This window comes from Vibrio superstes (genome assembly GCF_003569005.1).
Classification (GTDB): Bacteria; Pseudomonadota; Gammaproteobacteria; order Enterobacterales; family Vibrionaceae; genus Vibrio; species Vibrio superstes.
The window spans coordinates 1,157,403-1,183,889 of sequence record NZ_BCUR01000001.1 but is presented as its reverse complement, the minus strand read 5'-3'; the positions used below and the strand labels follow the sequence as shown (position 1 = coordinate 1,183,889).

The 26,487-nt window shown below is 45.6% G+C and carries 20 protein-coding genes; 8 read left to right on the top strand and 12 right to left on the bottom strand.

What is annotated here, in order from left to right:
* Positions 1-19: 19 nt before the first annotated feature.
* Both D5I41_RS05115 and D5I41_RS05110 read left to right on the top strand, forming a co-directional pair.
* Positions 20-610, top strand: a complete 591-nt coding sequence (locus D5I41_RS05115; RefSeq protein ID WP_119008821.1) for a pentapeptide repeat-containing protein — start codon at positions 20-22, stop codon at positions 608-610.
* Positions 611-849: 239 nt separating this feature from the next.
* Complete coding sequence (locus D5I41_RS05110; RefSeq protein ID WP_119008820.1) at positions 850-1,365, top strand: hypothetical protein; 516 nt, start codon at positions 850-852, stop codon at positions 1,363-1,365.
* A 71-nt stretch (positions 1,366-1,436) separates the two neighbouring features.
* On the opposite strand, the gene D5I41_RS05105 is transcribed toward D5I41_RS05110, so the two are convergent.
* On the bottom strand, positions 1,437-2,357 hold the full coding sequence (locus D5I41_RS05105) for a LysR family transcriptional regulator (protein WP_119008819.1): 921 nt from the start codon (positions 2,355-2,357) through the stop codon (positions 1,437-1,439).
* Between the two features lie 145 nt (positions 2,358-2,502).
* Here D5I41_RS05105 and D5I41_RS05100 point away from each other — a divergent pair, with 145 nt between their 5' ends.
* Positions 2,503-2,748, top strand: a complete 246-nt coding sequence (locus D5I41_RS05100; RefSeq protein WP_235868861.1) for a DUF2798 domain-containing protein — start codon at positions 2,503-2,505, stop codon at positions 2,746-2,748.
* 39 nt (positions 2,749-2,787) lie between these two features.
* A complete protein-coding gene (locus tag D5I41_RS05095; protein ID WP_119008818.1) occupies positions 2,788-3,339 on the top strand; it encodes a carboxymuconolactone decarboxylase family protein in 552 nt (183 codons plus the stop codon).
* Between the two features lie 220 nt (positions 3,340-3,559).
* Here the strand turns inward: D5I41_RS05095 and D5I41_RS05090 are convergent, their stop codons facing one another.
* From D5I41_RS05090 to D5I41_RS05080, 3 genes are all read right to left on the bottom strand, one after another.
* The gene (locus tag D5I41_RS05090; RefSeq protein ID WP_119008817.1) at positions 3,560-5,020 is read right to left on the bottom strand and encodes an FAD-dependent oxidoreductase; all 1,461 of its coding nucleotides are present in this window, start codon (positions 5,018-5,020) and stop codon (positions 3,560-3,562) included.
* A 168-nt stretch (positions 5,021-5,188) separates the two neighbouring features.
* A complete protein-coding gene (locus tag D5I41_RS05085; protein WP_119008816.1) occupies positions 5,189-6,136 on the bottom strand; it encodes a LysR family transcriptional regulator in 948 nt (315 codons plus the stop codon).
* Between the two features lie 96 nt (positions 6,137-6,232).
* Positions 6,233-7,132: a LysR family transcriptional regulator gene (locus D5I41_RS05080; RefSeq protein ID WP_119008815.1), complete on the bottom strand. Its 900-nt coding sequence runs from the start codon at positions 7,130-7,132 to the stop codon at positions 6,233-6,235.
* Between the two features lie 163 nt (positions 7,133-7,295).
* On the opposite strand from D5I41_RS05080, the gene D5I41_RS05075 reads away from it, so the two are divergent.
* From D5I41_RS05075 to D5I41_RS05065, 3 genes are all read left to right on the top strand, one after another.
* Positions 7,296-8,990, top strand: coding sequence for an L-lactate permease (locus tag D5I41_RS05075; protein WP_119008814.1), 1,695 nt, complete (start codon positions 7,296-7,298; stop codon positions 8,988-8,990).
* A 139-nt stretch (positions 8,991-9,129) separates the two neighbouring features.
* Entirely contained in the window at positions 9,130-10,269 is a 1,140-nt protein-coding gene (lldD, locus tag D5I41_RS05070; protein WP_119008813.1) for an FMN-dependent L-lactate dehydrogenase LldD, read from the top strand.
* 33 nt (positions 10,270-10,302) lie between these two features.
* Positions 10,303-13,140 carry an FAD-binding and (Fe-S)-binding domain-containing protein gene (locus tag D5I41_RS05065; protein ID WP_119008812.1) on the top strand — a complete coding sequence of 946 codons (2,838 nt, stop codon included), beginning with the start codon at positions 10,303-10,305 and terminating at the stop codon, positions 13,138-13,140.
* A gap of 296 nt (positions 13,141-13,436) precedes the next feature.
* Here D5I41_RS05065 and D5I41_RS05060 read toward each other — a convergent pair whose 3' ends face one another.
* The 5 genes from D5I41_RS05060 to D5I41_RS05040 all read right to left on the bottom strand — a co-directional run bounded on the left by D5I41_RS05060 (position 13,437) and on the right by D5I41_RS05040 (position 20,615).
* On the bottom strand, positions 13,437-16,589 hold the full coding sequence (locus tag D5I41_RS05060) for an efflux RND transporter permease subunit (RefSeq protein WP_119008811.1): 3,153 nt from the start codon (positions 16,587-16,589) through the stop codon (positions 13,437-13,439).
* A gap of 4 nt (positions 16,590-16,593) precedes the next feature.
* The gene (locus D5I41_RS05055; RefSeq protein ID WP_162892794.1) at positions 16,594-17,724 is read right to left on the bottom strand and encodes an efflux RND transporter periplasmic adaptor subunit; all 1,131 of its coding nucleotides are present in this window, start codon (positions 17,722-17,724) and stop codon (positions 16,594-16,596) included.
* 220 nt (positions 17,725-17,944) lie between these two features.
* The gene (locus D5I41_RS05050; RefSeq protein WP_119008809.1) at positions 17,945-18,820 is read right to left on the bottom strand and encodes a DUF6279 family lipoprotein; all 876 of its coding nucleotides are present in this window, start codon (positions 18,818-18,820) and stop codon (positions 17,945-17,947) included.
* 178 nt (positions 18,821-18,998) lie between these two features.
* Positions 18,999-19,907 (bottom strand): aldo/keto reductase, encoded by a 909-nt coding sequence (locus tag D5I41_RS05045; protein ID WP_119008808.1) that lies wholly within the window; start codon positions 19,905-19,907, stop codon positions 18,999-19,001.
* A gap of 162 nt (positions 19,908-20,069) precedes the next feature.
* Entirely contained in the window at positions 20,070-20,615 is a 546-nt protein-coding gene (locus tag D5I41_RS05040; RefSeq protein WP_119008807.1) for a hypothetical protein, read from the bottom strand.
* 186 nt (positions 20,616-20,801) lie between these two features.
* Between D5I41_RS05040 and D5I41_RS05035 the strand changes: the two genes are divergently transcribed.
* The gene (locus D5I41_RS05035; RefSeq protein WP_119008806.1) at positions 20,802-22,874 is read left to right on the top strand and encodes an alpha-amylase; all 2,073 of its coding nucleotides are present in this window, start codon (positions 20,802-20,804) and stop codon (positions 22,872-22,874) included.
* Positions 22,875-22,956: 82 nt separating this feature from the next.
* Here D5I41_RS05035 and D5I41_RS05030 read toward each other — a convergent pair whose 3' ends face one another.
* From D5I41_RS05030 to D5I41_RS05020, 3 genes are all read right to left on the bottom strand, one after another.
* Positions 22,957-23,733: a siderophore-interacting protein gene (locus D5I41_RS05030; protein WP_119008805.1), complete on the bottom strand. Its 777-nt coding sequence runs from the start codon at positions 23,731-23,733 to the stop codon at positions 22,957-22,959.
* A gap of 547 nt (positions 23,734-24,280) precedes the next feature.
* A complete protein-coding gene (locus tag D5I41_RS05025; RefSeq protein ID WP_119008804.1) occupies positions 24,281-24,736 on the bottom strand; it encodes a YHS domain-containing (seleno)protein in 456 nt (151 codons plus the stop codon).
* Positions 24,737-24,863: 127 nt separating this feature from the next.
* Positions 24,864-26,321: a YfcC family protein gene (locus D5I41_RS05020; RefSeq protein WP_119008803.1), complete on the bottom strand. Its 1,458-nt coding sequence runs from the start codon at positions 26,319-26,321 to the stop codon at positions 24,864-24,866.
* Positions 26,322-26,487 lie beyond the last annotated feature (166 nt).

Sequence of the window (26,487 nt, the reverse complement as noted above, 5' to 3'; positions counted from 1 at the left end):
CCTATATACGGATTACGGAATGAAAAATAACGAGCAATATTACGACAAATCCTTTTCTAAGCAGACGTTCGCTTATGAAGAGTTCAGTAATATTGAATTTGAAGAATGTGAGTTTGTAGACTGCGATTTTTCTGGAGCCAAGCTTTCCAATTGCCGTTTCATTAATTGCTCATTTGTTCGCTGTAACCTTAGCCTTATCAAGATCCCTAACAGCCGTTGGTATCAGGTTGCTTTTAACGAGAGTAAGTTGGTCGGTATAGACTGGACGACAGCCCACTGGCCTAGCTTCCATGCCGACTGCGAACTGTCCTTCAAACACTGCATCCTCAACGACTGCTCTTGGTTTGGACTTACCCTCCAAGAACTGACCATCACAGAATGTAAGTTGCACGATGCAGACTTCCGAGAGGGAGATTTTTCCCAATCAAGCATGACCTACTGTGACTTTAGACACAGCCTATTTATGCGCACCAACCTAGAACAAGTCGACTTCACTGAGTCATCAAACCTTGGCATCGACTTAAACAATAACCGTTTATCTGGAGCTAAATTCTCTCGTTTTGAGGCGCTGAATTTACTCGAAAGTCTTAACATTGAGTTGGTGGATTAAGCGCTGGAGTTGATGCTTAGTGAGGATTGATTAAAGGGTGCTCAAAAGCAGGATTGGCAGACTTTCAAAAATGATGTTCCTAGCTCACTTCTCCCCCCAAAGTGGTCTAGGAGGCAAATCCATATACAATTCAATCTTGCATTTTTGAATGGATATCAATCAAACCTGTCTATTTTTGAATTCGTTTGTGTTTCGTAGAATAGCGACATCAACTTGCTAACACGTAATGAAGGTTTGCTATGAGCACATCACAACTAATTCTTGAGTTATCTCTTATCGGCACAATGCTGCTAATCACTGGTATTTTTTTAGTTCGCAGCTATGACAAAACCGATAGTATTGGGACTAAGGTTCAGAAAATCCTAACAGGACTGCTTGGTGCCTTTATGGTTATGGCGGGAACAGTTAAATTCTTTGACCCGTTCACTACTATGTTTGCAAAACAGATTGCGCTGAGTGAACTGCCTTTCCCTACCTTGTCTCGATGGATGGGGCAATTAGGTGAAATTTTTGCCGGTTTACTACTGCTTGTGGTGATGATGGGTTATAAGGCACTAGCAACATCGATTAAAGATAAAGCAATGCAGCTATCAACACTATTAACAACGGCAATTATGATTGTTGCGGTGTATGTTCACCTATTGCCAAGTGTGCCAGCGGAAGTATTGCCACTTCAGTCAAAGCCACCGGTAATGACGCTGATTATTCTTGGATTAGCTTGGTTGAATGCATTCCTATATTTTCGTAAGAAGTAATCGTTAAAGTAACAAAAAAACGCCAGATTAGTTCGTCTAGTCTGGCGTTTGTCATTTCATCAATACAGCCCCTAATCTCGCTCTGAGTTAATCGAAGCCAAAAATTCAGTTGATTGCCCAAAACGCTCAAAAATCATGTCTCTAAAAGCAACCACTCTGGTCGCTATCAGTTTTCTGTCTGTCCATACCAAGAATGCTTTACCCGTTGGGTATTCAACATCTGGCAATACCTCTACTAACTCTTCTTTTTCTGCACGCTTTTCAAATGCCGCTCTTGGCATCATACAGATCCCAGCTCCTGCCAATGTCGCGTCAATATTTAGACGTAGACTGCTGATTGAGTAGCGAGGCTGATAAGGAATACGGATCGCGTTGCCATCTTCTTTTAGCTCCCAATATGGCAAGTTATTACCTGAAAGTAGCTGATGATTAATCAACTCTTCTGCTCGTTTTGGCTGACCATGTTTTTCAATATAGCTTGGCGATGCTGCTAGCATTAATGATGATTCAAACAACTGACGCTGAACTAAATGATTGGCATGAGGTGGAGTCGTCACAATCGCAAGGTCAATCTGCTCATTAAAGAAACGCTCTGTGCCTGCGCTAAATTGAATGGTTACGGAGACTTCTGGGTGAAGCTGCATAAATTCAATCGCCATCTTTTGCAGGAAATTATCCGCAAATGGCTCAGGGCAAGATACTCGGATCTCACCCGTTAATACTGGCTGACTGTTAGAAAGCTGTGTCCATTCATCATTAAGCTGCATAAATAGAGCAGCGAAGCGTTGATAGTATTCATCGCCTGCCGTCGTGAGTTGGAACTGCTTGGCATTTCGATGTACCAGTTTTTCACCCAGTTTATCTTCAAGACTTGCCACAGCCCTTGATAACGTTGGGGCTGAAACGTGAGTTTTAAGACTCGCCGCTGCAAAACCGCCGCACTCGACAGATTGGCAAAACAAGTAGAGGTTGGAGATATCCTTTGCTTTCATATTTGATCACCCTTGAGGATTGCCCCCTGAGTTAATCATTCAAATATGAAAGATTCAAGTTCAATGTTGCCTATTTTTGATTTCAAGGATAGGGACTAATATAGCCCCATCAGTTAGCCAATCACTGTTAAGCATAAGAGAGAGCATGATGAAAAAATTCCCACGTAAGTTCCAGTACCCACTAATGGTTTCTATGGTTCTACCTACTATGCTTCTTAGCATGCCAGCTATCATGGTTGCTAAAACATTACCAACAAACGGTGTGTTCTTCGATGCATGGTTAACCGCAGTGTCACAAATGGTGCCAGCTGCACTGTTAGTTTTAGCCCTTGTAGCACCGATGGTTCGCCTGTTTGTAACCAAAGTTCTACTAGAGCCAGAAGTAAAATAAGTAAGTAAAGTTAATAAGTTAGAGAATAGGAAAGAGAAAATGAGCGAATTTAAACTACACACTGTTGAGTCAGCACCTGAGAAAAGCAAAGCAATCCTTGAAGGCGCACAAAAACAAATGGGTATGGTTCCAGGTCTTTACGCGGTAATGGCTGAATCTCCTCAAATCCTAACAGCATACACGCAATTGCATCAGCAATTCACTAACACCTCGTTTGATGCTGAAGAGCTAACAGTTGTATGGCAAACCATCAACGTTGAGCACGAGTGTCACTACTGCGTTCCTGCACACACTGGTATCGCACACTCAATGAAGGTTGATCCTGCACTGACTGAAGCACTGCGTAACGATGAAGCAATGCCAACACTTAAACTTCAAGCACTAAAAGACTTCACTCTTGCAGTAGTACGTGAGCGTGGCAATGTATCAGAAGCAGACCTAGCGGCATTCTTTAGTGCAGGTTACGGTCAGCAGCAGGTACTTGAGGTGATCCTTGGTCTTTCGCAAAAAGTGATCAGTAACTACGTAAACCATGTTGCTCACACGCCAGTAGACAAGGTATTTGAAAAGTTTGCTTGGTCTAAAAAATAATCCAGCGATCTAAAATATACCAATCACATTAAGTAGTGTGGTCAGAAATAGGGTAGGAAAAACGCCGTTATCGAGTGTTTTAACAAGCTAGGATGACCCGTTATTTACTACGATTAGTATTACATAGAGCGAGCTATAAGTTCGCTCTATGTTATGTCGGTGAGAGGGTCAATGCGTCCAGCGGATGTTAGTAAAACAATTCTTTAAATGCTTTCACCAATCAGCTATTAGTTCCGGTTTGAATCGCCAGAGCTTCAGGATACCCCCTATCTCGAGCCAGCTGTTTAGCTCGCACTTCAATTCTTTCAGGAGATAAAGCTGACAGGTTCGGGTGAGCCTGCTCGACACTGACACCCGATACCATTAGCGTTTGCTCAGAGCTATGTATACGTTGCAACTGGTCTTTGATCTTTCTCGCCGCTTGGTAAGCCGAAGAAGCTTTTACCAACTCGATACGCGCATAGTTGTTTTCGGTAAATGAGACGTCTGCTACACGTAGCCTTGGGTCTTCACCTGGGATTTGCTGAGCGCCAAAAAGCGGTTTCCCACCCACAGTCGCCTTCGTAAAGGTAGGAATATGCTGACTCATATGCCCTATTGCGTTTTGGGTGCGCTGTTGAATCGCAGACTCAGGCCAGCCATGAGTGATCTTTGCTTCAAGCTCTAACGGTAACCTAGGCTGTGAACTTGGCTCTTCGCTTGCAACTAAGCCCTTATCAAACAAGGTAATGGACTCAGTCATACCGTGGACTTGAAAGTAGCCATTGCTGTAAGGCGTCAGCTGTGCCATTCCTTGAGGAGTGCCTCGCTCACCATGAAAGATCACCTCAGGCCAATGGATGCCACTATTCTCCCAGTGCGTTATAAATGCGGATTTAAATTCCACTAAACGCTTTTGCGACTGGTGGGTAAAATCATCAATGGTACCCGTTTTATAGCCAGTGGAATTGACCAAATAGTCTACGACTAATTGTTCCTTATCACCCTGTTTTAGTTGATAAGTTAAATGCCATTGATTATTTACATAGCGTGCATCTTCTAAGCGACATCCTGTCATCAGGTGCGCTTTAGGGTGTTGCTCTAAGGTCAGGGTAACACTGGCTGCCAGACGAAAAACGCTAAGACCAAACTCTTGAACCACCAATACAGGGTATTTGAGGTTATCTAGGTCCACATGCTGAGCGAACGGAATCATCCAGTCATCATGACTCGATGGATTTTCAGGTTGCTCACTCTCGCGAAGCGCGTTTAGTTGTGCGCGACTGTATTGAGAGTAATAGTGTTTAGGATCACCTAGCACACAATTCAATGGGTCTTGCTCGACCAAATATTGATAACTTTCTTGGATAACGGATAGACGAGGTAGCAAAGACTGGGGATCGCTACTGTCAGTGAGTGGCGTCGCAATAACCGTTGGGCGAGCATTAACCGCATTGGGAAAAAGGCGAACCGTCTCAATGGACTGCTTAAGTAGATCTACACATTGCTGCTGAGAAATCTCGCGATAAAGGTTGCCACCAGCGTGAAGATGACAGATAGGTGGACCATTGACTAAGCCATCACTTTGTTCAATCAAAGTGACCTCTATACCTTGTTCAGCGAGATGTAACGCTGCCGTAGAACCCGCGATTCCGCCACCAATTACAGCAACACGGAGCGAAGTTTGCCCTTGTTCAGCCACGACCTATCTATCCTTTATTCTTAATGCACACTAATTCGACTTACTAGATGAATTAGCTCTCTACCAAATTTTTGCATACTCTACAGGCGATAGTCGATTATTGGAACCATGTCAGTGCGTTACATTGTAAAACATCTTAATGTATTCGCAGAGATCTTCGCGAACGCCTTATTGATATAAGTCTTTGTAGTTTGGGATATGGCTTTCCCATAGTGCCGGAGAGCCAATGTGTTGCTGGACATATTGGATAAATTCACTCACCAGCAGGGTCTGTGTTCGGTGAGGATAGATGGCGTAGATCCCTGTCTCCATGGTCGAGAGCTTATGATCTGTCAGCAGTGGCACCAGCTTAGTTTCAGAGATAGGTTGGTCAAGATTAAACAAGTCGATGAGCGCATAGCCTAGGCCATCCTTTACCGCGCCCATCATAGTGCGCACGTCACTGACCTTATAATTCCCCTGCATCCTTAGCGTTACCATGTTGGTCGAGTGAGCAGTCTCACTGATACGAATCCTATCTAAAGTCACACTGCCATTGCTGTACACCACGGCTGGCAATTCCAACAGCTGTTGTGGTGTTTTTGGCTCTCCGTATTGCTCGATAAATTGCTCTGAGGCCACCACCGCAAAATTGGTGTTGGCAATCTTCTTCGCAATCAAATTGGACTCTCTTAGTTTGCTAATGCGAAACGCAAGATCAAAGTGATCAGCAATGATATCCACTCGTTTATCATCTAAAGAAAGAGTGACCTGAACATCGGGATACTGTTTCATAAATCGAGTCACTACCGGTTGCAGATATTCCTGCCCAAAGAAGATAGGTGAGGTAATGCGAAGCGAGCCCTTAGGAACAGATTGATAACTATCCGCGATGCTATGAATGTGCGCCAAGGTATCAAGCAGGGTGTGTGTTTGCTCTAGGATCTCCTCCCCAGCCGAGGTAATGGAGAACGAGCGTGTTGAGCGGTTAAGTAACTGTACGCCAAGGGTCACCTCTAGCTTCTTGATCTGTTTCGACAGCGATGAGTTATCCATATCATGCAGAGCAGCGGCCTTGGAAAAAGAGCCTTGCTGCACCACGTCTCGAAACAGCGCCAGTTGTGTGGTCAGTGACATGCAGGCCCCTACCTAAAAACTTCTTGTTTAAAAACAGAAGTATAACCCATCTTTGCTTGTTACCGACACTGGACAATGTAAGCCAGCTTTGTGTGGCTAAAAATAGTGCGAGATGGTCAAGTAACGCTGCCTAATGTGCTCTATCAATAGCTTGACCCTGTTTGGTGGCTGCCTCGTAAAGGGGTACACAGCATATATGCCTAATTTCTTTCCCACCAAATCAGGAAAAATATCTACCAGTTGCCCGTTACGAAAATCATGATAAACCAAACACCTCGGCACATAGGCTATACCATGCCCCCCTAACGCAGACTTGCGCAGCGCAGTAGCATTGTTGGTAGAGAAACTTCCTGAGACCTTCACAATGTAGTTGCCCTTATCTCCCTTAAACTCCCACTCACTCGCGCCTGTAGTTTGGTAGGCATATTGCAAGCAGTTGTGCTCAGTGAGGTCAATGGGCTTAATTGGCTTGCCATGCTTGGCTATGTAGGAGGGAGAAGCACAAACAACCCATTGAGAATCAATGATATGGCGAGCAATCAAGCTTGAGTCTTCAAGATAACCGGTACGGATCACCAAGTCGTATCCACCAGAAATCAGGTCCACAAATCGGTTATCTAAAGACATGTCTACTGATAGCCCTGGATGCAAGTTGCAGAACTCAGCAATCGCATCTGCCAAGATCAAATCCCCCGATATCGTGGGGACTGACATTTTAAGATGTCCAGAGATACTTTCTCCAAAACCAGAAACTGCGTCCTTTGCTTCTTGGGTGGCTTGAGTCACATTTTTTGCTTTATGCCACAAAGTCTTCCCTGCTTCCGTCAGACTCAATTTACGCGTTGTTCGATATAATAACTGCGCGCCTACATCCTCCTCTAATCGGGCGATTCGTTTGCTAACCACCGAATTTGTAAGGTTATTTTCCTCTGCCACCTTACTAAAGCTCCCCAGTTCTATGACCTGAGAAAAGAGAATAAGATCATCTGCTCGCATTTTATTATGCCAATTTTGGAATTAATCATTTTCATTATTTCGCTATATCCATAAAAAATAAAGGGCTAAATTCACACTCGCTTAACAAAACCATTACAAAAACACTTTCCTGAGCTGATGTAGCAGTACAGCCAAAATAAAATCAGAGTACGAGGATGTACCCATGAGTGAAACATTATTGGCCTTGTTGGCCTTCTCGCCAATCGTTGTGGCGGCGATATTACTGGTCGGCCTCAACTGGCCCGCTAAAAAAGCCATGCCCGTGGCATTTACATTAACTGTGGTAATAGCGCTAGCGTTCTGGGACATGTCTGTAAACAGGGTGCTTGCTTCTATCTTTCAAGGGCTTGGCATTACGGTGTCGGTGCTTTGGATTGTCTTCGGTGCCATCTTCTTACTCAACACTCTAAAGCACACCGGTGCCATAACAGTCATTCGTAACGGCTTTACAGATATCTCCAGCGATCGCCGTATACAAGCCATCATCATTGCATGGTGTTTCGGCTCATTCATCGAGGGCGCATCGGGCTTTGGTACGCCTGCGGCTATTGCCGCGCCTCTGCTAGTCGCTATTGGTTTTCCTGCCTTGGCTGCGGTCCTTATGGGGATGATGATCCAGTCTACGCCTGTGTCATTTGGCGCGGTTGGCACGCCTATCATCGTAGGTGTCAACAAAGGACTAGATACGCACAACATAGGTGAATCACTTATCGCCCACGGCTCTACTTGGGATGCCTATCTACAGCAAATCACCTCAAGTGTTGCTCTGATACACGCGGTAGTAGGCACTCTTATTCCTGTGCTAATGGCGATGATGCTCACTCGCTTCTTTGGTAAAAATAAGAGTTGGAAAGAGGGATTAGATATTCTGCCGTTTGCCCTATTTGCAGGCTTTGCGTTTACCATTCCTTATGCATTAACAGGCGTATTTCTTGGAGCTGAGTTCCCATCATTGATTGGCGGTTTGCTTGGCTTAGCCATTGTCGTTACGGCGGCGAAGAAGGGATTCCTAGTACCCAAAAAGCAATGGGATTTTGAGAGTGAAGACAAGTGGCCAGCAGAATGGTTAGGCTCTCTAAAGATTGAACTCAATCAAAAGACCACTGGCAAGCCAATGAGTTTAACAAAGGCGTGGGCACCTTATGTAATGCTCGCGGTGATCCTTGTGGGGAGTCGCGTTAGCCCTGAATTCAAAGGCATGCTAAAGAGCGTCAGCCTATCCTTCGGTAATATCCTTGGTGAGACAGGCATTAGCACAGCGATTCAACCGCTCTACCTTCCGGGAGGCATCTTAGTCTTGGTTGCCCTACTCGCGGTCATTCTACAATCTGGAAATCTAAAGCCATTAGCAAGCGCTTTTGGAGAATCAAGCAAAACACTCATAGGTGCAGGCTTTGTCTTGTTGTTCACCATCCCTATGGTGCGAATCTTTATTAACTCTGGCGTTAACGGTGCCGACCTAGCCAGCATGCCTGTCACAACAGCAAATTTTGCCGCTGATATTGTTGGCTCTGCCTTCCCTATGCTTAGTGCTACCGTAGGTGCGCTGGGAGCCTTTATTGCAGGCTCTAATACAGTATCAAACATGATGTTTAGCCAGTTCCAATTTGAGGTAGCGCAGACGTTAACTATCTCTAGCGCGGTAGTGGTGGCATTACAAGCGGTTGGCGCGGCGGCTGGCAACATGATAGCGATTCATAATGTGGTAGCGGCATCGGCTACGGTGGGCCTTTTAGGTCGCGAGGGCGCCACCCTGCGCAAGACAATTATTCCCACCATTTATTACCTTGTAATGACAGGGATTATTGGCCTCACTCTCATTTATGGATTTCACTTTACAGATGTGCTCATGAAATAATTTTCATGAGCTAAAGTAAGTACTTAGCAACTAATTTTGTTGAGTACTTACCCAATACGTACCGGCTTTCCGCTCCTTTAATCTAAGCCGTCAACAACCCATTTTTGATCCAAGAACAAAGACAAAAAAGAGCTGACATATGATCATTTCCGCTTCTACCGATTACCGAGCTGCAGCAAAAAGAAAGCTGCCTCCCTTTTTGTTTCATTACATTGACGGTGGCTCATATGACGAGCGAACACTAAGAAATAACACCCAAGACTTAGGTGATGTCGCACTGAGACAGCGAGTGCTCAATAACATGTCTGAGCTCAACCTAGAGACCGAGCTATTTGGGGAAAAACTAGCAATGCCCATTGCCCTAGCTCCGGTGGGATTAACGGGAATGTATGCGCGTCGCGGTGAAGTACAAGCGGCGAAAGCTGCCGACAAAAAAGGCATTCCCTTTACCATGTCAACGGTGTCAGTGTGCCCAATCGAAGAGGTCGCGCCTGCCATCAATAGACCGATGTGGTTCCAACTCTACGTATTAAAAGATCGTGGCTTTATGAAAAATGTTCTAGAGCGTGCCAAAGCCGCTGGGGTTAAGACTCTCGTCTTTACCGTTGATATGCCAGTGCCCGGAGCGCGTTACCGAGATATGCATTCGGGTATGAGTGGTCCTAACGCGAATTTACGCCGCATTGCACAATCTATGCTTCATCCGAGCTGGGCGCTCGATGTGGGGCTTTTGGGTAAACCTCATGATCTAGGCAATATCTCAACCTACAGAGGTGAGCCAACCAAGCTTGAAGATTACATTGGCTGGTTAGGGGCTAACTTTGACCCGTCAATATCTTGGAAGGATCTCGAATGGATTCGCGATAGCTGGGAAGGCTCGATGATCATTAAAGGTATTCTCGATGAAGAGGACGCAAAGGATGCCGTGCGTTTTGGCGCCGATGGAATTGTGGTTTCAAACCATGGCGGTCGCCAATTGGATGGCGTGCTATCGAGTGCTAAAGCACTACCCGCAATCGCTGATGCAGTAAAAGGCGATCTAAAGATCTTGGCAGACTCAGGGATTCGTACCGGTCTTGATGTAGTTCGCATGTTGGCGCTCGGCGCTGATTGCACTTTGCTGGGTCGCTCTTTCGTCTATGCGCTGGCGGCTCAAGGAGGGCAAGGCGTCGAGAATTTATTGGATCTCTATGATAAGGAGATGCGCGTTGCCATGACCCTCACTGGAGCAAAAACTATCCACGATCTCTCTCAAGACTCTTTAGTTAAAACCGTTTAATCACTAGAAAACACTTCGACTAGGACGCATTTAATGACCCAATTACCTTCCTCTGACTCTTTTCAACAGCTCGAAGCCTTGCTGGCATCAAAAATTGCGCCCGAACGCATCATTACTCAGGAAGCCAAACGCCTTGCGTATGGTACTGATGCCAGCTTTTATCGCTTGATTCCGAAGATAGTGTTGCAGCTGAATGACCTAGATGAAGTGATTTTTGCCATTAATAGCTGTCGCGAGTTTGGTATTCACTGCACCTTTCGTGCGGCCGGTACGAGCTTATCTGGTCAGGCGTTGTCGGATTCTGTTTTGATTACTTTAACCGATGACTGGAGAAAGCACGAGATCGTTAATAATGGTGAGCAGATTGTACTGCAACCTGGCGTTATTGGTGCGGATGCTAATAAGTATCTCGCCCCTTACCAGCGAAAGATTGGCCCTGACCCTGCCTCCATTAACACCTGCAAAATAGGGGGTATCGCGGCGAATAATGCCAGTGGTATGTGTTGTGGTACTGCCCAGAACTCTTATAAAACCGTTGCTAGCATGAAGCTGGTGTTTAGTAATGGTACTCAGCTTGATACCGGCAGTTCTGAAAGTATCGCAGCATTTAAATCTGCTAACCCTGAGCTCATTCAAGGAATCACCGCACTATGTGAGAATGTGTACAACAACATTGAGCTATCAGAAAAGATTAAACATAAGTACCGCCTCAAAAACACGACAGGTTACGCCCTTAATGCTCTAGTGGACTATCTCGATCCTATCGACGTCATCGAACACCTAATGATAGGTTCAGAGGGAACTCTGGGCTTTATCTCAGAGATCACCTACAACACCGTAGCAGAACATCCGAACAAGGCCTCAGCATTGCTTGTATTGCCTACCATTGAAGAGGCAAGTCTGGCGGTAACAACGCTATCGAAACTGCCAGTCGCAGCGGTTGAGCTAATGGATGGACGAGCACTTCGCTCTGTGGCTGACAAATCAGGAATGCCAGAGTTCATTAGGCATCTAGATCTAGATGCCACGGCTATCTTGATTGAATCTCACGCCCATAACCCACAACAACTTGATGAACAATGCTCGCAAGTCATGCAAGGCTTAGAAACCTATAACATCATAGAATCAGTACCTTTCACCAGCGAGTCCGCCACCGTTGCGACCCTTTGGGGTATACGCAAAGGAATGTTCCCTGCCGTGGGCGCTGTGCGCGAAGTGGGAACAACCGTGATCATCGAAGACGTGGCCTTCCCTGTTGAAAATTTGGCTAATGGAATTCGCGACCTTCAAGCCTTGTTCGATAAATATCACTACAGTGAGGCGATTATTTTTGGTCATGCACTAGAAGGCAACCTGCACTTTGTGTTTACTCAAGGCTTTGATTCTCAATCAGAAATTAAACGCTATGGTCAATTTATGGATGATGTTGCCGACCTTGTCGCAGTCAAATACCAAGGCTCACTTAAGGCAGAACACGGCACCGGTAGGAACATGGCTCCGTATGTAGAGCTTGAATGGGGCAAAGAAGGCTATGCCTTGATGCAGCAGATAAAAGCCCTGTTTGATCCTGAAGGGCTGTTTAACCCTGGAGTGATCATCAATGACAACCCACACTCACACATAGAAAATCTTAAGCCGATGCCTGCTGCAGACTCCTTGATTGATCGCTGTATCGAGTGTGGCTTTTGTGAGCCCGTTTGTCCTTCAAGGACGCTTACCTTATCCCCAAGACAACGCATTGTGTTGTATCGCGAACTTCAGCGCAGACGAGATGCCGGAGAAGATACTAGCGCCTCAGAGCTGGAAGAAACCTTTAATTATCAAGGCATAGATACGTGCGCAGCAACTGGGCTTTGTGCTGACCGCTGCCCTGTTGGCATTAATACTGGCGACCTTATTAAGCAATTACGCATTGAGAAGTACGCAAAATATACTTCTATCGCTAAATGGACAGCCGATCACTTTACCACCACCAGTAAACTGGCAAAGACGGGACTCTCTGCCAATCAAACCGCTTCAAAATTGATGGGCGAAAACACCGTTGAAAAATTAACTAACGGACTTCGCAAACTCACTAAGCAGGCCACACCGGTTTGGTTAAAAGAATACCCACAAGCCAACCGTTTTGATTTGGCGAAGCAAGCCTCAGCACAACAGACTTCAAACAAAAAAGTCGTCTATATGCCCTCTTGCGCTAGTCGCAACATGGGGCAGCAAAATGACGCCCAAGATCAAAGGTCGCTCACCGAGGTGACGCTATCCCTTTTAAACAAAGCAGGCTTTGAAATAGTTATTCCACAACAGCTTGATGAGCAATGTTGTGGCATGCCCTATGAGAGCAAAGGGATGAATGACCTTGCCCATTCAAAATCTAATGAGCTCGAGGCTGTTCTTTGGCAGGCAAGTGACCAAGGAAAATACCCAGTACTAATGGATACCAGCCCTTGTGCCAAGCGCAGCATTGAGCACTTCTCAAGGCCATTAGAAATCCTTGAGCCCGCGGGGTTTGCTGAAGCTTATTTGCTAGAGCATCTAAATATCAAACCGCTCAACGAACCCGTCATGCTTCATGTCACCTGCAGCTCAAGACGAATGGGGCTCGAGCAGACTATGATGACACTGGCGAATGCCTGCACATCAAAGGTAATTGTGCCTGAACACATTCAGTGCTGTGGCTGGGCAGGAGATAAAGGCTTTACCACACCCGAGCTTAATGCGGCAGCCGTTCACCCACTTAAAGAGCAGGTACCAAAGGGTTGCACTAGAGGCTTCAGCAACAGCAGAACCTGTGAGATAGGATTATCCCATCACAGCGGCGTCTCGTATCAATCCATTTTGTATTTGCTCGATGAGGTTTCGGTGGCGAAATAGCGGTATACGCCACCTTATACCAATCGTACTATATAACTGGTCATCCTAGCTTGTTAAAGTTCTCGATGACTGCGTTAGAATTTTTGATTGTAGAATAACTACTTATCGAAAAATTCTGCCTCGTCCTCGAGAATTTTTCCTACGCTATTTCTGATCACTTACTTAGTGTGATTGGTATTATTCCGCGGCATGACAGTCGCAGTGGCAATAGAAATGGCAGTATGACGTCCTCTAAACAAAAAAAGAGCCACATTTTCATGTGGCTCTTCAATTCATTATCGATTCAACCCTATCGGTTATTCGTCATCAAGGTCTACAAGCTTGGTGCTACCGCCGTGGGCTTTTTCACGTAGTTTTTGAATTAGTGCGTAGAAGCCAGGGATCAACAAAGTACCCGCTAGAAGTACACACAACAGACCGCCGACCAGGGAAATACCCAGCGAGTTCTGGCTGATGTGACCTGCGCCTGCCGCAAACACCAGTGGGAAGATGCCTAGGATGAACGACCAAGAAGTCATGTTCACCGCTCTGAAGCGAAGGATACCACCCATAACCGCTGCTTTATCGATTTCTAGTTCGTTCTGTTCACGTTCATTCTTTGCAAATTCCACAATCAAGATTGCGTTCTTTGCGGCGAGCGCTATGAGTAGAACCAAGCCTATCTGTGCATACAAGTTCAAAGGTATTCCCGCCAAGTTCAGCGCCAAGAATGAGCCCAAGGTTGCGATAGGTACCACTAGGATAATCGCAATCGGAATAGTCCAACTCTCATACTGAGCCACCATGAATAGGTAGATAAAGATCAGAGCTAACGCAAACGCGTAGATTGCCTGATTACCTGCCAATTTTTCTTGGTATGCCATGCCAGTCCATTCGTACTGGTAGCCCTGTGGTAGCATTTCTTCTGCTACGCGCTCCATTGCCGCAATAGCATCACCACTAGAATACCCTGGGCCTGGTTGGCCTTGAATGACCGCAGAGCGATACATGTTATAACGCCAAGCGACATCTGGCTCAAACACCTGCTCATGGGTAATTAAAGTGCTTAACGGAACCATTACGCCTTGGTTGCTGCGTACGAAGAAACGACCTAGATCATCCATCGAACCACGATATTCACTATCAGCCTGCATGGTTACCCTAAAGTTCTTACCTAGCATAGTGAAGTCATTCACGTACATTGAACCAAGGTTACCCTGAAGGGTTTGGAAAATATCCGTTAGAGATACACCAAGCTGTTTCGCTTTCTCACGATCAATGTCCACATAGTAGTGCGGCACATTGGCGCGGAAGGTACTAAAGGTATACGCAATCTCTGGTTGCTTATTGGCTTCTTGAATCACATCGTTCATCAATTGTGCCAAATCCGTACGGCTACGACCCAGCGTATCCTCAAGTACAAACTCAAATCCAGACGCCGAACCCATACCAGGAACCGCTGGAGGACCCATCGCAAATACTACTGCATCCGGGATCTTGTTTGCGGCAATGCCATTGATACGATTCGAAATAGCAAACGACGAATGCTCGCCATCCAACGCAGCACGCTCATCCCATGTCTTCAACTTGATAAACAGAGAAGCACCGTTAGAAGCAGCTGCACCTGTCATAAACGCGTAGCCCGTTGCGGCTGTAATACCTTCAACACCTGGCTCTTGCTCAATTAGCGCGACTAACTCATCAGTTACAGCCTCGGTACGAGACAGAGACGCGGAATCAGGAAGCTGCACGTTGACTAGCAAGATGCCTTTGTCTTCTTGAGGTACGAATGCTGTTGAGGTGTTTTTACCAAAGTAAGTTACCGCTGCCACCGCTGCAATGAAGAACACGAACAACAAGATCGCTTTCTTCACCAAGAAGCCAGCAAGGCGACCATAGCCTGCTGTAACCTTGTCTAAGCCATTGTTAAATGCCTTGTACCAGTTAGAGGTGTTACCACCGCCTTGCTTCAGTACTAATGAACACAATGCTGGAGATAGAGTCAATGCGTTGATCGACGAGATCACCACTGAGATACAGATGGTCAGTGCGAACTGGCGATACATGATCCCGGTGATACCAGGCAACATAGCTACCGGCAAGAATACCGCGAGCAATACCAAGGTTGAGGTGACAATCGGACCGGTTACCTCTTTCATTGCCATCAAGGTAGCCTTGCGTGGCGTGAGAGAAGGGTCCTTACCCATCGTAGTATCAACGTTTTCGATAACCAGTATCGCATCATCTACCACGATACCGATGGCGAGTATGAGACCAAACAAGGTTACTGTATTGATAGTAAATCCGGTGATTTGCATAACCGCAAACGTACCGATAAGAGATACAGGGATCGCAACCACAGGAATCAAGGTTGCACGCGCACTACCCAAGAACAGGTAGGTTACAGCGATTACCAACAAGATCGCTTCAATTAGGGTCTTTACCACCCCTTTGATAGATTCTTCAACGAAAATAGTGGTGTCGTAGCTGCTCTCGTACTCCATTCCCTCAGGGAAGTTAACGCTGAGGTTGTCCAGCATCTCCATAACTAAGCCGCCACTTTCAAGGGCGTTAGCGTCAGATTGAAGGTTCAAAATAACGATAGAAGCATCTTGGCCACGGAACTGACCAGAGCCGTCGTAAAACTTCTTACCGAGTTCAACACGAGCCACATCTTTCAAGTAAACAGCTGAACCGTCTTGGTTAGCGCGAAGCATGACATTTTCAAACTCTTCAACGCTCTCTAGTCGGCCTTTAGTTACCAAGTTAAAGGTAACATCTGTCGCCGCTTCATACGGTGGTGCGCCTACTTTACCCGCTGCTACCTGTATGTTTTGCTCTGACAATGCTGCGTAGACATCCGGCGTAGTGAGACCCAAGCTTGCTAGCTTCTCTGGATCTAGCCAAACACGCATTGAGAATTCACCACCACCAACAACGCTCACCTCACTGATGCCTTTAACACGCGCCAGCTGGTCTTTAACATTAAGGTTGATATAGTTGATCAAGAACTGATCGTCGTAGGTACCTTCAGGTGAATAGAAGTTCAATACCATCAACATATCAGGAGAGCGTTTCTTAACCGTCACACCCACAGCGCGGACTTCAGGAGGAAGCTTAGACTCTATCTGCGTGACACGGTTTTGCACGTTTACCTGTGCCATATCAGGGTCTGTACCGACCTCGAACGTCACGTTAAGGTTATACGAACCATCGTTAGCACTCTTTGAAGACATGTAAATCATGCCCTCTACGCCATTCACCGAAGTTTCTATTGGGTCGGCAATGGCCTGCTCAACGGTTTCGGCACTTGCACCTGTGTAGTAGGCCGTTACGCTTACCGAAGGTGGACTGATTCTTGGGTACTCAGACACAGGCAATACCGCCAGTGAAATCGCACCCGCCAGCGTCAAGATAATGGAGATAACCAGCGCAAACTTAGGGCGCTGGATAAAAAATCGACTCAGCATATCGTTACTCCGACGCTTCTGGTTTCGCGTCAGCTATTTGCACAGCCAAGCCATTACGTACCCGCTGAAGCCCGCCAACGATAACCTTATCGGCCTCTCCAAGACCCGTCTTAACAATCACACCCTCTGGTGTTTGTACGCCTAGTTCGACATTACGTCTTTCTGCTACGTTGCCGTCGGTTACGATCATCACAAAATCACCAGCAATATCAGTCTGAACCGCACGACGTGGGATTGCTACTGCAGGTTGGCTTTCTGTCGAGGCAATAACAACATTGATATGTTGTCCCGGTAATAAAGTATGCTTGCTGTTTGGTACTGATGCACGCACAGCCAAGGTACCTGTGGTTAGGTCGATACGGTTACCCACGAAATCTAATGTGCCTTTCTCAGGGTGTTGCTGGCCATCTTCAAGGTTCAGCGTTACCTCTACTTCACCACTATTAGACTCGCCGTCGCCTTCGTATTTATCGACGCCAAGTTGTAGACGCTCTCGCTCGCTCAATTGGAAAGAAGCATGCACAGGGTCAAGGCTAACTAGGGTTGTTAAAGTGCCAGAAGAAGCAGACAGCAAATCACCAATACTCACCTTGGTATCGGCGATACGTCCAGAGAAAGGAGCTGTAATCTTGGTATATGAGAGATTAACTTCTGCTAGTAACAATTGCGCCTTAGCCGCTTCAAGTTGCGCAGCCGCACCTAATTGTTCTGCTTGACGAGCGTCATACTCTGACTGCGAGATATTGCCCTTCGGTAATAGATTCTTCGCACGCTTATAATCGTTTTCTGCGCGCTTTAAATTCGCGGTTGCCTGCGCAACAGATGCTTTAGCACTCGCTACTTGAGCTTCAAACGACGAAGGTTCGATTGTATAAAGAAGCTGTCCTTTCTCTACTATTTGGCCTTCTTGGAAGTGGCGCTCTTTTAAGTAGCCAGTAACCTGTGCAGTAATGTCTACATCCTCGACCGCTTCTACGCGACCCACGTAAGCCTTACTTGGCTGATGGGCGATAAGTGCTGCCGATTCCACAATTACAGTTGGTGCAGTTGCAGATTGCATAGGCTTCTGAGCCTCGCCACAACCAACTAAAAGCAAGGTGCTTGCCAAGCTCGCTGCAAGTAAAGATTTTTTCATTGAACAACCTTTTTCTAAATCAATAATCTTTTCGATATAGGACTTCATTTCAACATATCAAACAGATGAATAGTCGTTCAGTGTATTCGCGAAAATCAACGACCTTAACCAGTGATATGTAACTAATTATTTCAATCATGGTGTAATTTAGAAATCAGCACGAAGTTTTTTGAGCGCAATAACTAAAAAAAGGCAAATAAAGGTCTTTTGATTTTTAGGTTCAGTCAGATTGCAGCTCTTGAACCAATTCTAACCAATCTTTTATCTCTTCTTTAAAGTGCTGCTTTTGCTCCGCAGAGGCGGTAGATATGATGGCTAATATACTTTGATTGGCTAATGCTCTGTTGCGCTCCAATTTGCCTATGAGCTCACTTGAATAACCTTGCTCTGGATTGTTTATAAGGGTTGTTAACTCTTTTTGATAAAAAAACGGGTCGTCTCTACGAGCGAACATGGTCTTGATACGATCTCGAGTTTCTATCCGATAGACCGCCCAGTCCTGATGTGTTCGCTCTATGCTTGACGACCACTCATAAGCGATGTTTTTTTGCTCGATCGATAAAGTTCCCAACCATCTACGCAAATTTTTCTCAATTCGCTCCTTGTAACGGGTTCTCGTCTTCCGCTCGCTTGTTTGAGAATATTTTTCAGAATAGTCCTGATGCTGTTCGGTTAAATTCCGCAAAAACTCATCTATTTGCTCTTTTGACATAGATCTAGACAAAGAATAGAGCTCTGGTGTGATCTCATTAGCCAGGCGTTTGATGTGCGTTCTAAACATCTGGTGTTGCTCAATTAAGAAATCTTCATCGACGAGCGATAGGTCTGCATCATAGAGAGTTTGTAATTGTGCTTCGTAGCGCGGAAGCTCTTCGGTTTTGTGCCACTGGGTAAATTGCTTCAATTGAAGTTCGAGTATCTCTTCTTGATCGCCATCCAAGCTGACATAGTCCTCAATGAATTCCAAAACGGCCCAATCTAAATTACGATACATAAGCTTGGCTGTGCATGCTGTAAGCGTCAGCAACAGTGCACTCACCAATAGTGTTTTCAGCCACCGCTGTCTTTGCATGATCATACTGCTTAACTGCTGCATCGCGCGTCCTGCTCCTAATTCAACAACTCATGCTCTTTATACCGAGCAAAGATTGCTTGGATCTTTACCCTTCAGTATTAATTAGCCTTTAACATTGTGCTAGCTTGGGGCTCAAATAAGTCGTAAGCATAAAAAAACCACGCCGAGGCGTGGTCTTAAATTTAAGATGAGGGTTGGCCTATGGCACCCCGTGCCCTTTTGAAGCGATCCAGACTCGGTACCATTGCTCGTTGGTCATCGTTAGCTCAAGGGACTTAACGGCAGACTCAACACGCTCTATTTTACCAGAGCCAATAATCGCTAGTGGCTTAGAAGGCAGTTTGCGAACCCAAGCATAGATAACCTGATCGATGCTACTTGCACCTAGCTCTTCCTTCAGGGCTTCCAGCTCTTCTCTAACACGCACCGCTTGTTCATTAGTACCACTAAAGATGCTGCCACCGCCGAGGCAAGACCATGCCATTGGTCGAGTGCGCAATGTTTGCATCAGATCTAAGGTGCCGTCTTCAGTCACATCAAAGTTGAGTGGGTTAATCTCAACCTGATTAGTCACCAGTGGTGCGTCTAAACGAGATTGAAGCAGTTCAAAACCACGAGGCGTAAAGTTCGACACGCCGAAATGTGAGACCTTTCCAGAGCTCTTAAGATCAGCAAATGCATCAGCCACTTCGTCTGCATCCATCAAAGCGTCAGCACGATGCAATAACAACACATCGATGTTTTCCACTTGCAAGTTACGCAGTGAATTCTCAACAGAAGCAACAATATGCTGCTTTGACGAGTTATAGTGATTAACCTTACGCTCAGGTGTCTTATCGCCACACAACATAATATTGCACTTAGTAACGATCTCAATCTGCTGACGGATGCTCTTATCTAGCGCTAACGCCTCACCAAACAAACGCTCACACTCATAGTTGCCATAGATATCCGCATGATCAACCGTCGTTACACCGAGATCCACATGTTGCTTCAAGAAATCAAGGCGCTGATGAGGGTTCATCCCCCAATCACCAACACGCCAATAACCTTGAACAAGTTCGGATAGGTTTGGCCCTTGAGGGGCTATAGATACTTTCTGTACCATGAAAAACTCCAAGAGATAAGTTAAGTCCGTAGACCTTTGTTGCCCATCCTATTCGCAGAGCTTGTTGGGCTCAATTGCAGAGTTTTCAATTGGGGTGTTTAAATGACAAAGTGTGAACTAAGCACCACATTTTCAGTGCCTCAGAAGGCTCATAGCCACACCCTACCTCTGATAAACAATCTCAATCGAACGGCCATCACTGCGCCACTCAACAAAGCGCTTCTGATCAGCACTTCGCCAAGAAAGGGCCCTTGGCTCGGTCGCTGGATAGCGGTTAATCAGCTGCAGTACTTCTCTATCTACCTCAGTTTCAGATTTGTTGATCAACGCCAATTCAACATCGAGCGTCACACCATCAATCACTACTTTCATCAATTGAAAGCCATCTTGTCGAAGCCCTAATTGCAGATTATTGAAATAGGTGAGGCTAAACTCACCATTGAGCTCTAAAACAGGTTCCTTGGCATGGTCAAAGGTAACTTCTGCGTACATCGGGGTATGGTGAATCTTCACCTCATCGGTACAAAACAGTGGTTTATCGTTTTCTGCGCAATCAAACCATTCACCGGATTGGCGAAAATCAGTCTCACTCCAAGATGAGTACTGTTCTGAAATAAAGGGGTAATACCAAGTGGGACTGGTCGCTGCTAGTAACGGCCAAGACAATAAGAATAAACTAGCAAAAAGAGACAACCGAAACAGACGCATAGATGTGAACTTGATGGCATAAGTGGGTTGATACTATAACAAAAAGTGAGGCGCAAATAATCCCTCAAACAGCCTCAACCTTTGCACAGTTGATGATCTCGCTTACAAAATCTAATCACTTTAATTGAGCTCCATCCTAGCCTTGGTCATTCTAGGCCCAATCGATAAATCAGGGATTGAGTATTAATGACCATGAACAAAAGCCTCACTTGTTGCGCTGTATTATCAGCCATCACTCTCTCAAGTAGCCTTGCGTATGCAGATCCAAATGTCTCCATTGCCACCACAACCACCGCTAGAGATTATCCACTAAATGCGAACGAGCCTCTCGTTGTCACTCTCAATAAAGACAGTTACGTATTTAAGGTCACCGGCATTGATGGGGAGTGTGTTGCACCAGAAGAGCAACGTATTCGTTTTAATACCCCCCTTGGTTTGAACTGTAATGCAGAAACAGAACTGCCCATTAAGATACGTTTTTCCGGCGATTACGCCATAGCCTATGACGACCAAGAGCAAACGCTGTCCATAAAGCGTCAACCTAAGAAGTCCACCAAGAAAGAGTTCGTTCGCCCACTTCCTAAAGTAGGCTGTGAAACCTATACCGACATGCCAGCCGTAATTAACGTTGCAGGCACCTTTGCAGATGGCACTGAGCTTAAAGAAACCTTTAGTGGGCAAACCGCAACAGTGAAAAATGGCACCGTCACTTTCAACCCCACTCGAGAGACTGGCGCTGTCATGCTCATCGAAAAGCTTGTCAGCAAACCGAAAGTAGATAAAGCACTAGACTGGCGCAACGCCAATATCTACTTCGTCATGGTGGATAGATTTAACAATGGAGAGCAAGGTAACGATAACAGCTATGGTCGCCTTAAGGATGGCCAACAAGAAGTCGGCACTTTCCATGGCGGTGACCTAAAAGGCGTTATAGAAAAGCTAGATTACATTCAATCTCTAGGCACGGATGCCATTTGGCTATCGCCTATTGTTGAGCAAGTACACGGCTTTGTCGGTGGCGGCGACAAAGGCTCATTTCCATTTTATGCCTACCACGGCTACTGGGCCCGAGACTTTACCAAGATTGACAAAAATTTCGGCAACGATGAAGACCTAAAAACATTAGTCACAGAGGCACATAAGCGTGGCATCAAGGTCATGCTCGATGCGGTCATCAACCACCCAGGCTACGCTACGCTTGCGGATATTCAGCATGATAATTTGCAAGTACTCACCCCTGATGCTCAAGGTAAAGACCTGACACAATGGAAGCCTGAGCCTGGCAAAAACTGGCACTCTTCACATGATCTTGTCGACTACAAGAGTGAGAACTGGTCGCAGTGGTGGGGAGCCGATTGGGTTCGCTCTGGCTTACCTGGTTATGACAGCCCGGGAAGCAGCGATAAAACACTCACCCTAGCTGGACTGCCTGACTTTAAAACCGAGTCGGATAAGACTGTAACACCACCACAATGGTTGTTGGATAACCCTGGCACACGAGTGGTTAAGAAAGACGATTATCGTGTGGCTGACTACTTGGTAGAGTGGCAAACCGACTGGGTTAAGCGCTTTGGTATTGATGCATTTCGTGTAGATACAGTAAAACACGTTGAGGGTGATGTGTGGCTCGACCTCAAGGCAAAGGCCAGTGAGAATCTTGCTCAATGGCAAAAAGAGAACAACCGACCGCAAGAAGCCTTTTGGATGATGGGTGAAGTATGGGCTCATTCTGCTTATCGCTCACCTTATGCCGATGAAGGCTTTGATGCGTTGATTAACTTCGATATGCAAAAGCAGCTAGACCGTGGAGCGGTTTGTTTCTCTGATATGCGAAAAACCTACACCAATTACAGTGTAGAAATTCAAGATAACCCTGGCTATACCCCAGTAAGCTATATGTCTTCACATGACACTGAATTGTTCTTTGCTCGATTTAAATCGTTAGAGATGCAACGCAACGCCGCTAATGCCTTATTGCTTTCTCCTGGGGCGATTCAGATCTATTACGGTGATGAGGTGGCACGTGACATTGGCCCATATGCCGATGACTTTCACCAAGGAACTCGTTCCGATATGGTTTGGGCGCTAGATGCCGAGCGACAAGCGCTTCTTGCACACTGGCAAACTTTGGGGCAATTCCGCCAACGCCACCCAGCTATTGGTGGCGGAGTGCATAAAGACATCAAGCAAGACCGTGGCTATGGATTCTCTAGAGCCCTAGATGATGACGCTGTGATTATTTATTACTCCGGCAAATAGAAGCTAGGGTCTGTTGACCCTAACAACCCCATAAAAACTAAGCCCTGCAAATGCAGGGCTTTTGATAATCTCATTACGACTGCTAAAAACCACTCTCTTCAGCATCTTGTTTCTTGATAGCCTTATGGCCATCTTCTGACACGCCTTGCTTCCAGTAACTACTGATATAGATATCTTGTTTATCGATTTCTTTATCATTTCTGAAGTACTGTCGCAGCTCTCGCATAGAGTCGAAGTCTGTAGCGACCCAGACAAATGGATTTCCATCAAGCCATGTCTGTGCTTGCGCATGTTCACTTAGTGAATCTCCTGCATGGATCCATACCGCTTGCATATTCGTAGGGAGTTCAATGGACTGAATATCATCTTTCTCATGAACCTGAATTACAGCATAGCCCTTAGCATCAGAAGGCAGAGTGCGAGCCTTTGCAGATAGTGCCGGAAGGCCTGTCATATCCGCGACCATGAAGAACCAATCGGCCTCTAAGTTAATATCAGCTATTGGGCCAGGCCCCATGATGCTGATTTCATCTCCGACCATAGCGGAATTGGCCCAGCGAGCCGCAAAACCACATTGTAAGTCGTGGGTAATATGGCGAACAAAATCGACCTCAATGGTACTTTCATCAGGGATAAAGCGACGTATCGTATACGTTCGCATAACAGGTCTTTGTCCTTCCACCATAGCTGCAATCGTGTTGCCTTCAGAATCGAATAAGAACTTTATATAGCTCCCCTCACAATCCTCGGGAAACGCTGCTAACGCTTCACCCTTTAATCGAATTCTCTGCATATTTGGGGATACTTGATCAGAACTGATTACAGTGACGCGCTTTGGTGTTGGTTTTTTTCGGCTCATATTCACTACTCGGTTAACGACCTAATTCTTTTAGATTAGAGCTTGTTTCACAAACAGGCGAGAAAGAATAAGTAATCTTGATTGACTCAAAACATACCTTCTCACCTTTTCGCTCCATCAAATTCTCATTGGATTACCCAAATGATAACTATTTGTATTATCGATAACAAGAAAGATTATCTATATGACAATGCTCTTAGTGCAACTAACTTAACCAATTGAAATTATGCCCATTGTTTTCTTGGCATGACATTTGCTCTATCTAATACATCATTGAATAAACCATTTTGATAAGAGAACAGCATGTATCAGATGTTTTTAGAAAACAAAACCGAAGAAGCTTTTATTGAAGAGTTGCGATGCAACGTAAGAGATTGCAACGAAACAAGGCATACGTATGCTTTAAACTCTTTTGTTCAGCATGTTGTAAATCGTCTAAGCCGTTTCTGGCTCAATACGGACAAACCTGATTGACTTATGTTCCACACCAAAAGCTCTTAACCCTACTCGAAGAGCCATGCTCTTGAGGGAATATCATTGCTCTGAGCTAATTGGCTAACAAACTTGGCCAACTAGCATCCGCTTTAGCGATGTTTTCGGGAACGTTTCTTTGCCATTTAGCTTGAATGGATTTGTTATAGTTTAGATACAGCTTATCGTCGTGGATATACCAAGCACTCGGGTCTATCTTAGCGGTGTACCCCTGACTCACAGCCCAAGCACAATAGCCACCATATTGCGGTGCGTATTTCTCAGGATTATCGATAAAGGCACTTTTATTTTTACTTGAGGAAAAGTACCAAGTCGCATCATTCCATTCATACTTGTATTGTTTACTTCCCTCTACAGGTTTGCGCTCCGTAAAATAAGCAACGGGATCATAACCCTGAATCGCTTTACCAAAGAAATCACTGTACACCGGCTCAACAGCCAGCGCAGGACGAATCAGCATAAACACCAAAACAAACGCACTAAGTAGTTGAAGCAACCCCTTTAGTCTCATGATTATTCCCTCTGAGCAATTACTGTCCTCAATATAGAAATGATAGACGCTCAGAAAATTTCAATATGTGACTCAAGTAATAATCAAGCAGAGAAAAAATGCGCTCATATAAGCGCATTTTTCAACGTTAAATCGTGGCCCCTATATAAAGCAACACGCACGTAACGAAGAAAGAAATGACAATGAAAGGCATCACCCATTTGAGGAATCGTCCATAAGGGATTCGGGCCAAAGCTAGACCCGCAACCAAGTGACCCGCCGTTGGTGCAAACAGGTTGATCCATCCCGACGCTGATTGGTAAGCCGTCACCATAATGTCACGACTGACATTCGAGAAGTCGGCAAGTGGGCCCATCAGTGGCATGGAAACTGTCGCAAGCCCTGAGGTTGAAGGAATAAAGAAAGCCAGTACGATATGTACTATGTAGGCAACTACGGTAAATACGCCACCGTTAAGCCCTTGAACCATACCCTCCGACCAATTCAAGATAGAATCAATAATCTGCCCGTCACCCATAACGACATATATGCCGCGAGCAACTGCTACCACTAAGGCAACGCCAATAAGATCTCGAGCCCCTTCGATAAAGGTCTCAATATATTTTGCCTCGGGAACACGGTTAATGAGAGCAATCACTATAGAGGCAGTAAAGAACAAGGTAGAGAGTTCATCGAACCACCAACCCAAAGTAGGAACAAAGGTGATCCCCATATCTGACCATGGGATCACGCCATAGATCATGACTAAGAAGGTACCAAAAAACACACTCATTGTGAGTTTTCGAATGGGAGTGAACTCTAGCGTTTGAGGCTCTTTACTGAATTCATCATCAAACTCAACGCCATCGAGTATGGATAGAGATTTATCCGCTTTCGTTTTTGCCGCATAACGCATCACAAAGACAATGGCGATAAGTAGCAAAGTAGCCCAAATAGCGAGACGAAGCACGACACCCTCGCCTATGGGCAGACCTGCAAAGCGAGATGCAATACCGGTAGCGAACGGGTTGACGGTTGATGCCAAAACACCAACACCTGAGCCAAGCAAAATAACACCTGCAGTTACCATACGGTCATAACCTGCCGCACTCATCACCGGCAGTATTAACGCCCAGAATGCGACTGTTTCTTCGGCCATGCCAAATGAAGTACCACCAAGGGCGAATAAGGTCATAAGAATGGGAATTAGAAACTGTTCATGACCTTTAAAACGATCGACTACCGCGGCCACACCCGCGTCCATAGCGCCTGTGCGCATGGTTACCGCAAGAAAGCCACCGATGATAATCACAAACAATGCGACATCTGCTGATTCATGGAAGCCCTTGATAGGGGCAAGTAAAACGTCTCCCACACCCTGAGGAGAAGACTCTAATTCTGTGTAAGATCCAGGGATAGGCAGTAAACGCTCTCCACCAGAATAATCAGCCACATCAGCAGCCTTGATCAACTGATGAGTATCAGCAGTTTTATAATCGTACTTTCCTGCCGGAATAACCCAAGTCATTGCAGCTACAAGAGCAATAATTATAAAAAGTATGGTGTAAACGGTGGGAAGCTTAAATCTAGATGTTTTGACGTTCATACTCTTTCCTCTAAGTACTATGTCGATAAATCATGTGTCTGCAAGCAGATGCACAGCATGCATAGAACTATAGGAAATTCTGAGAGTGAAGAGCTGAATGAGATTTAAGTGTGCAGATACGAAAGGAACTTTTCAAAAGCAGCGGGCAAAAAAATACCTAGCCAAA

Excerpts from the sequence above, each read along its gene's own strand:
- D5I41_RS05105 (WP_119008819.1), bottom strand. The coding sequence starts at position 2,357 with ATGAAAGCAAAGGATATCTCCAACCTCTACTTGTTTTGCCAATCTGTC.
- D5I41_RS05075 (WP_119008814.1), top strand. The coding sequence starts at position 7,296 with ATGAGTGAAACATTATTGGCCTTGTTGGCCTTCTCGCCAATCGTTGTG.
- D5I41_RS05040 (WP_119008807.1), bottom strand. The coding sequence starts at position 20,615 with ATGCGTCTGTTTCGGTTGTCTCTTTTTGCTAGTTTATTCTTATTGTCT.
- D5I41_RS05055 (WP_162892794.1), bottom strand. The coding sequence starts at position 17,724 with ATGAAAAAATCTTTACTTGCAGCGAGCTTGGCAAGCACCTTGCTTTTA.
- D5I41_RS05110 (WP_119008820.1), top strand. The coding sequence starts at position 850 with ATGAGCACATCACAACTAATTCTTGAGTTATCTCTTATCGGCACAATG.
- D5I41_RS05030 (WP_119008805.1), bottom strand. The coding sequence starts at position 23,733 with ATGAGCCGAAAAAAACCAACACCAAAGCGCGTCACTGTAATCAGTTCT.
- D5I41_RS05080 (WP_119008815.1), bottom strand. The coding sequence starts at position 7,132 with ATGCGAGCAGATGATCTTATTCTCTTTTCTCAGGTCATAGAACTGGGG.
- D5I41_RS05065 (WP_119008812.1), top strand. The coding sequence starts at position 10,303 with ATGACCCAATTACCTTCCTCTGACTCTTTTCAACAGCTCGAAGCCTTG.
- D5I41_RS05085 (WP_119008816.1), bottom strand. The coding sequence starts at position 6,136 with ATGTCACTGACCACACAACTGGCGCTGTTTCGAGACGTGGTGCAGCAA.
- D5I41_RS05045 (WP_119008808.1), bottom strand. The coding sequence starts at position 19,907 with ATGGTACAGAAAGTATCTATAGCCCCTCAAGGGCCAAACCTATCCGAA.
- D5I41_RS05025 (WP_119008804.1), bottom strand. The coding sequence starts at position 24,736 with ATGAGACTAAAGGGGTTGCTTCAACTACTTAGTGCGTTTGTTTTGGTG.
- D5I41_RS05050 (WP_119008809.1), bottom strand. The coding sequence starts at position 18,820 with ATGCAGCAGTTAAGCAGTATGATCATGCAAAGACAGCGGTGGCTGAAA.
- D5I41_RS05060 (WP_119008811.1), bottom strand. The coding sequence starts at position 16,589 with ATGCTGAGTCGATTTTTTATCCAGCGCCCTAAGTTTGCGCTGGTTATC.
- D5I41_RS05035 (WP_119008806.1), top strand. The coding sequence starts at position 20,802 with ATGACCATGAACAAAAGCCTCACTTGTTGCGCTGTATTATCAGCCATC.
- lldD (WP_119008813.1), top strand. The coding sequence starts at position 9,130 with ATGATCATTTCCGCTTCTACCGATTACCGAGCTGCAGCAAAAAGAAAG.
- D5I41_RS05100 (WP_235868861.1), top strand. The coding sequence starts at position 2,503 with ATGATGAAAAAATTCCCACGTAAGTTCCAGTACCCACTAATGGTTTCT.
- D5I41_RS05020 (WP_119008803.1), bottom strand. The coding sequence starts at position 26,321 with ATGAACGTCAAAACATCTAGATTTAAGCTTCCCACCGTTTACACCATA.
- D5I41_RS05115 (WP_119008821.1), top strand. The coding sequence starts at position 20 with ATGAAAAATAACGAGCAATATTACGACAAATCCTTTTCTAAGCAGACG.
- D5I41_RS05095 (WP_119008818.1), top strand. The coding sequence starts at position 2,788 with ATGAGCGAATTTAAACTACACACTGTTGAGTCAGCACCTGAGAAAAGC.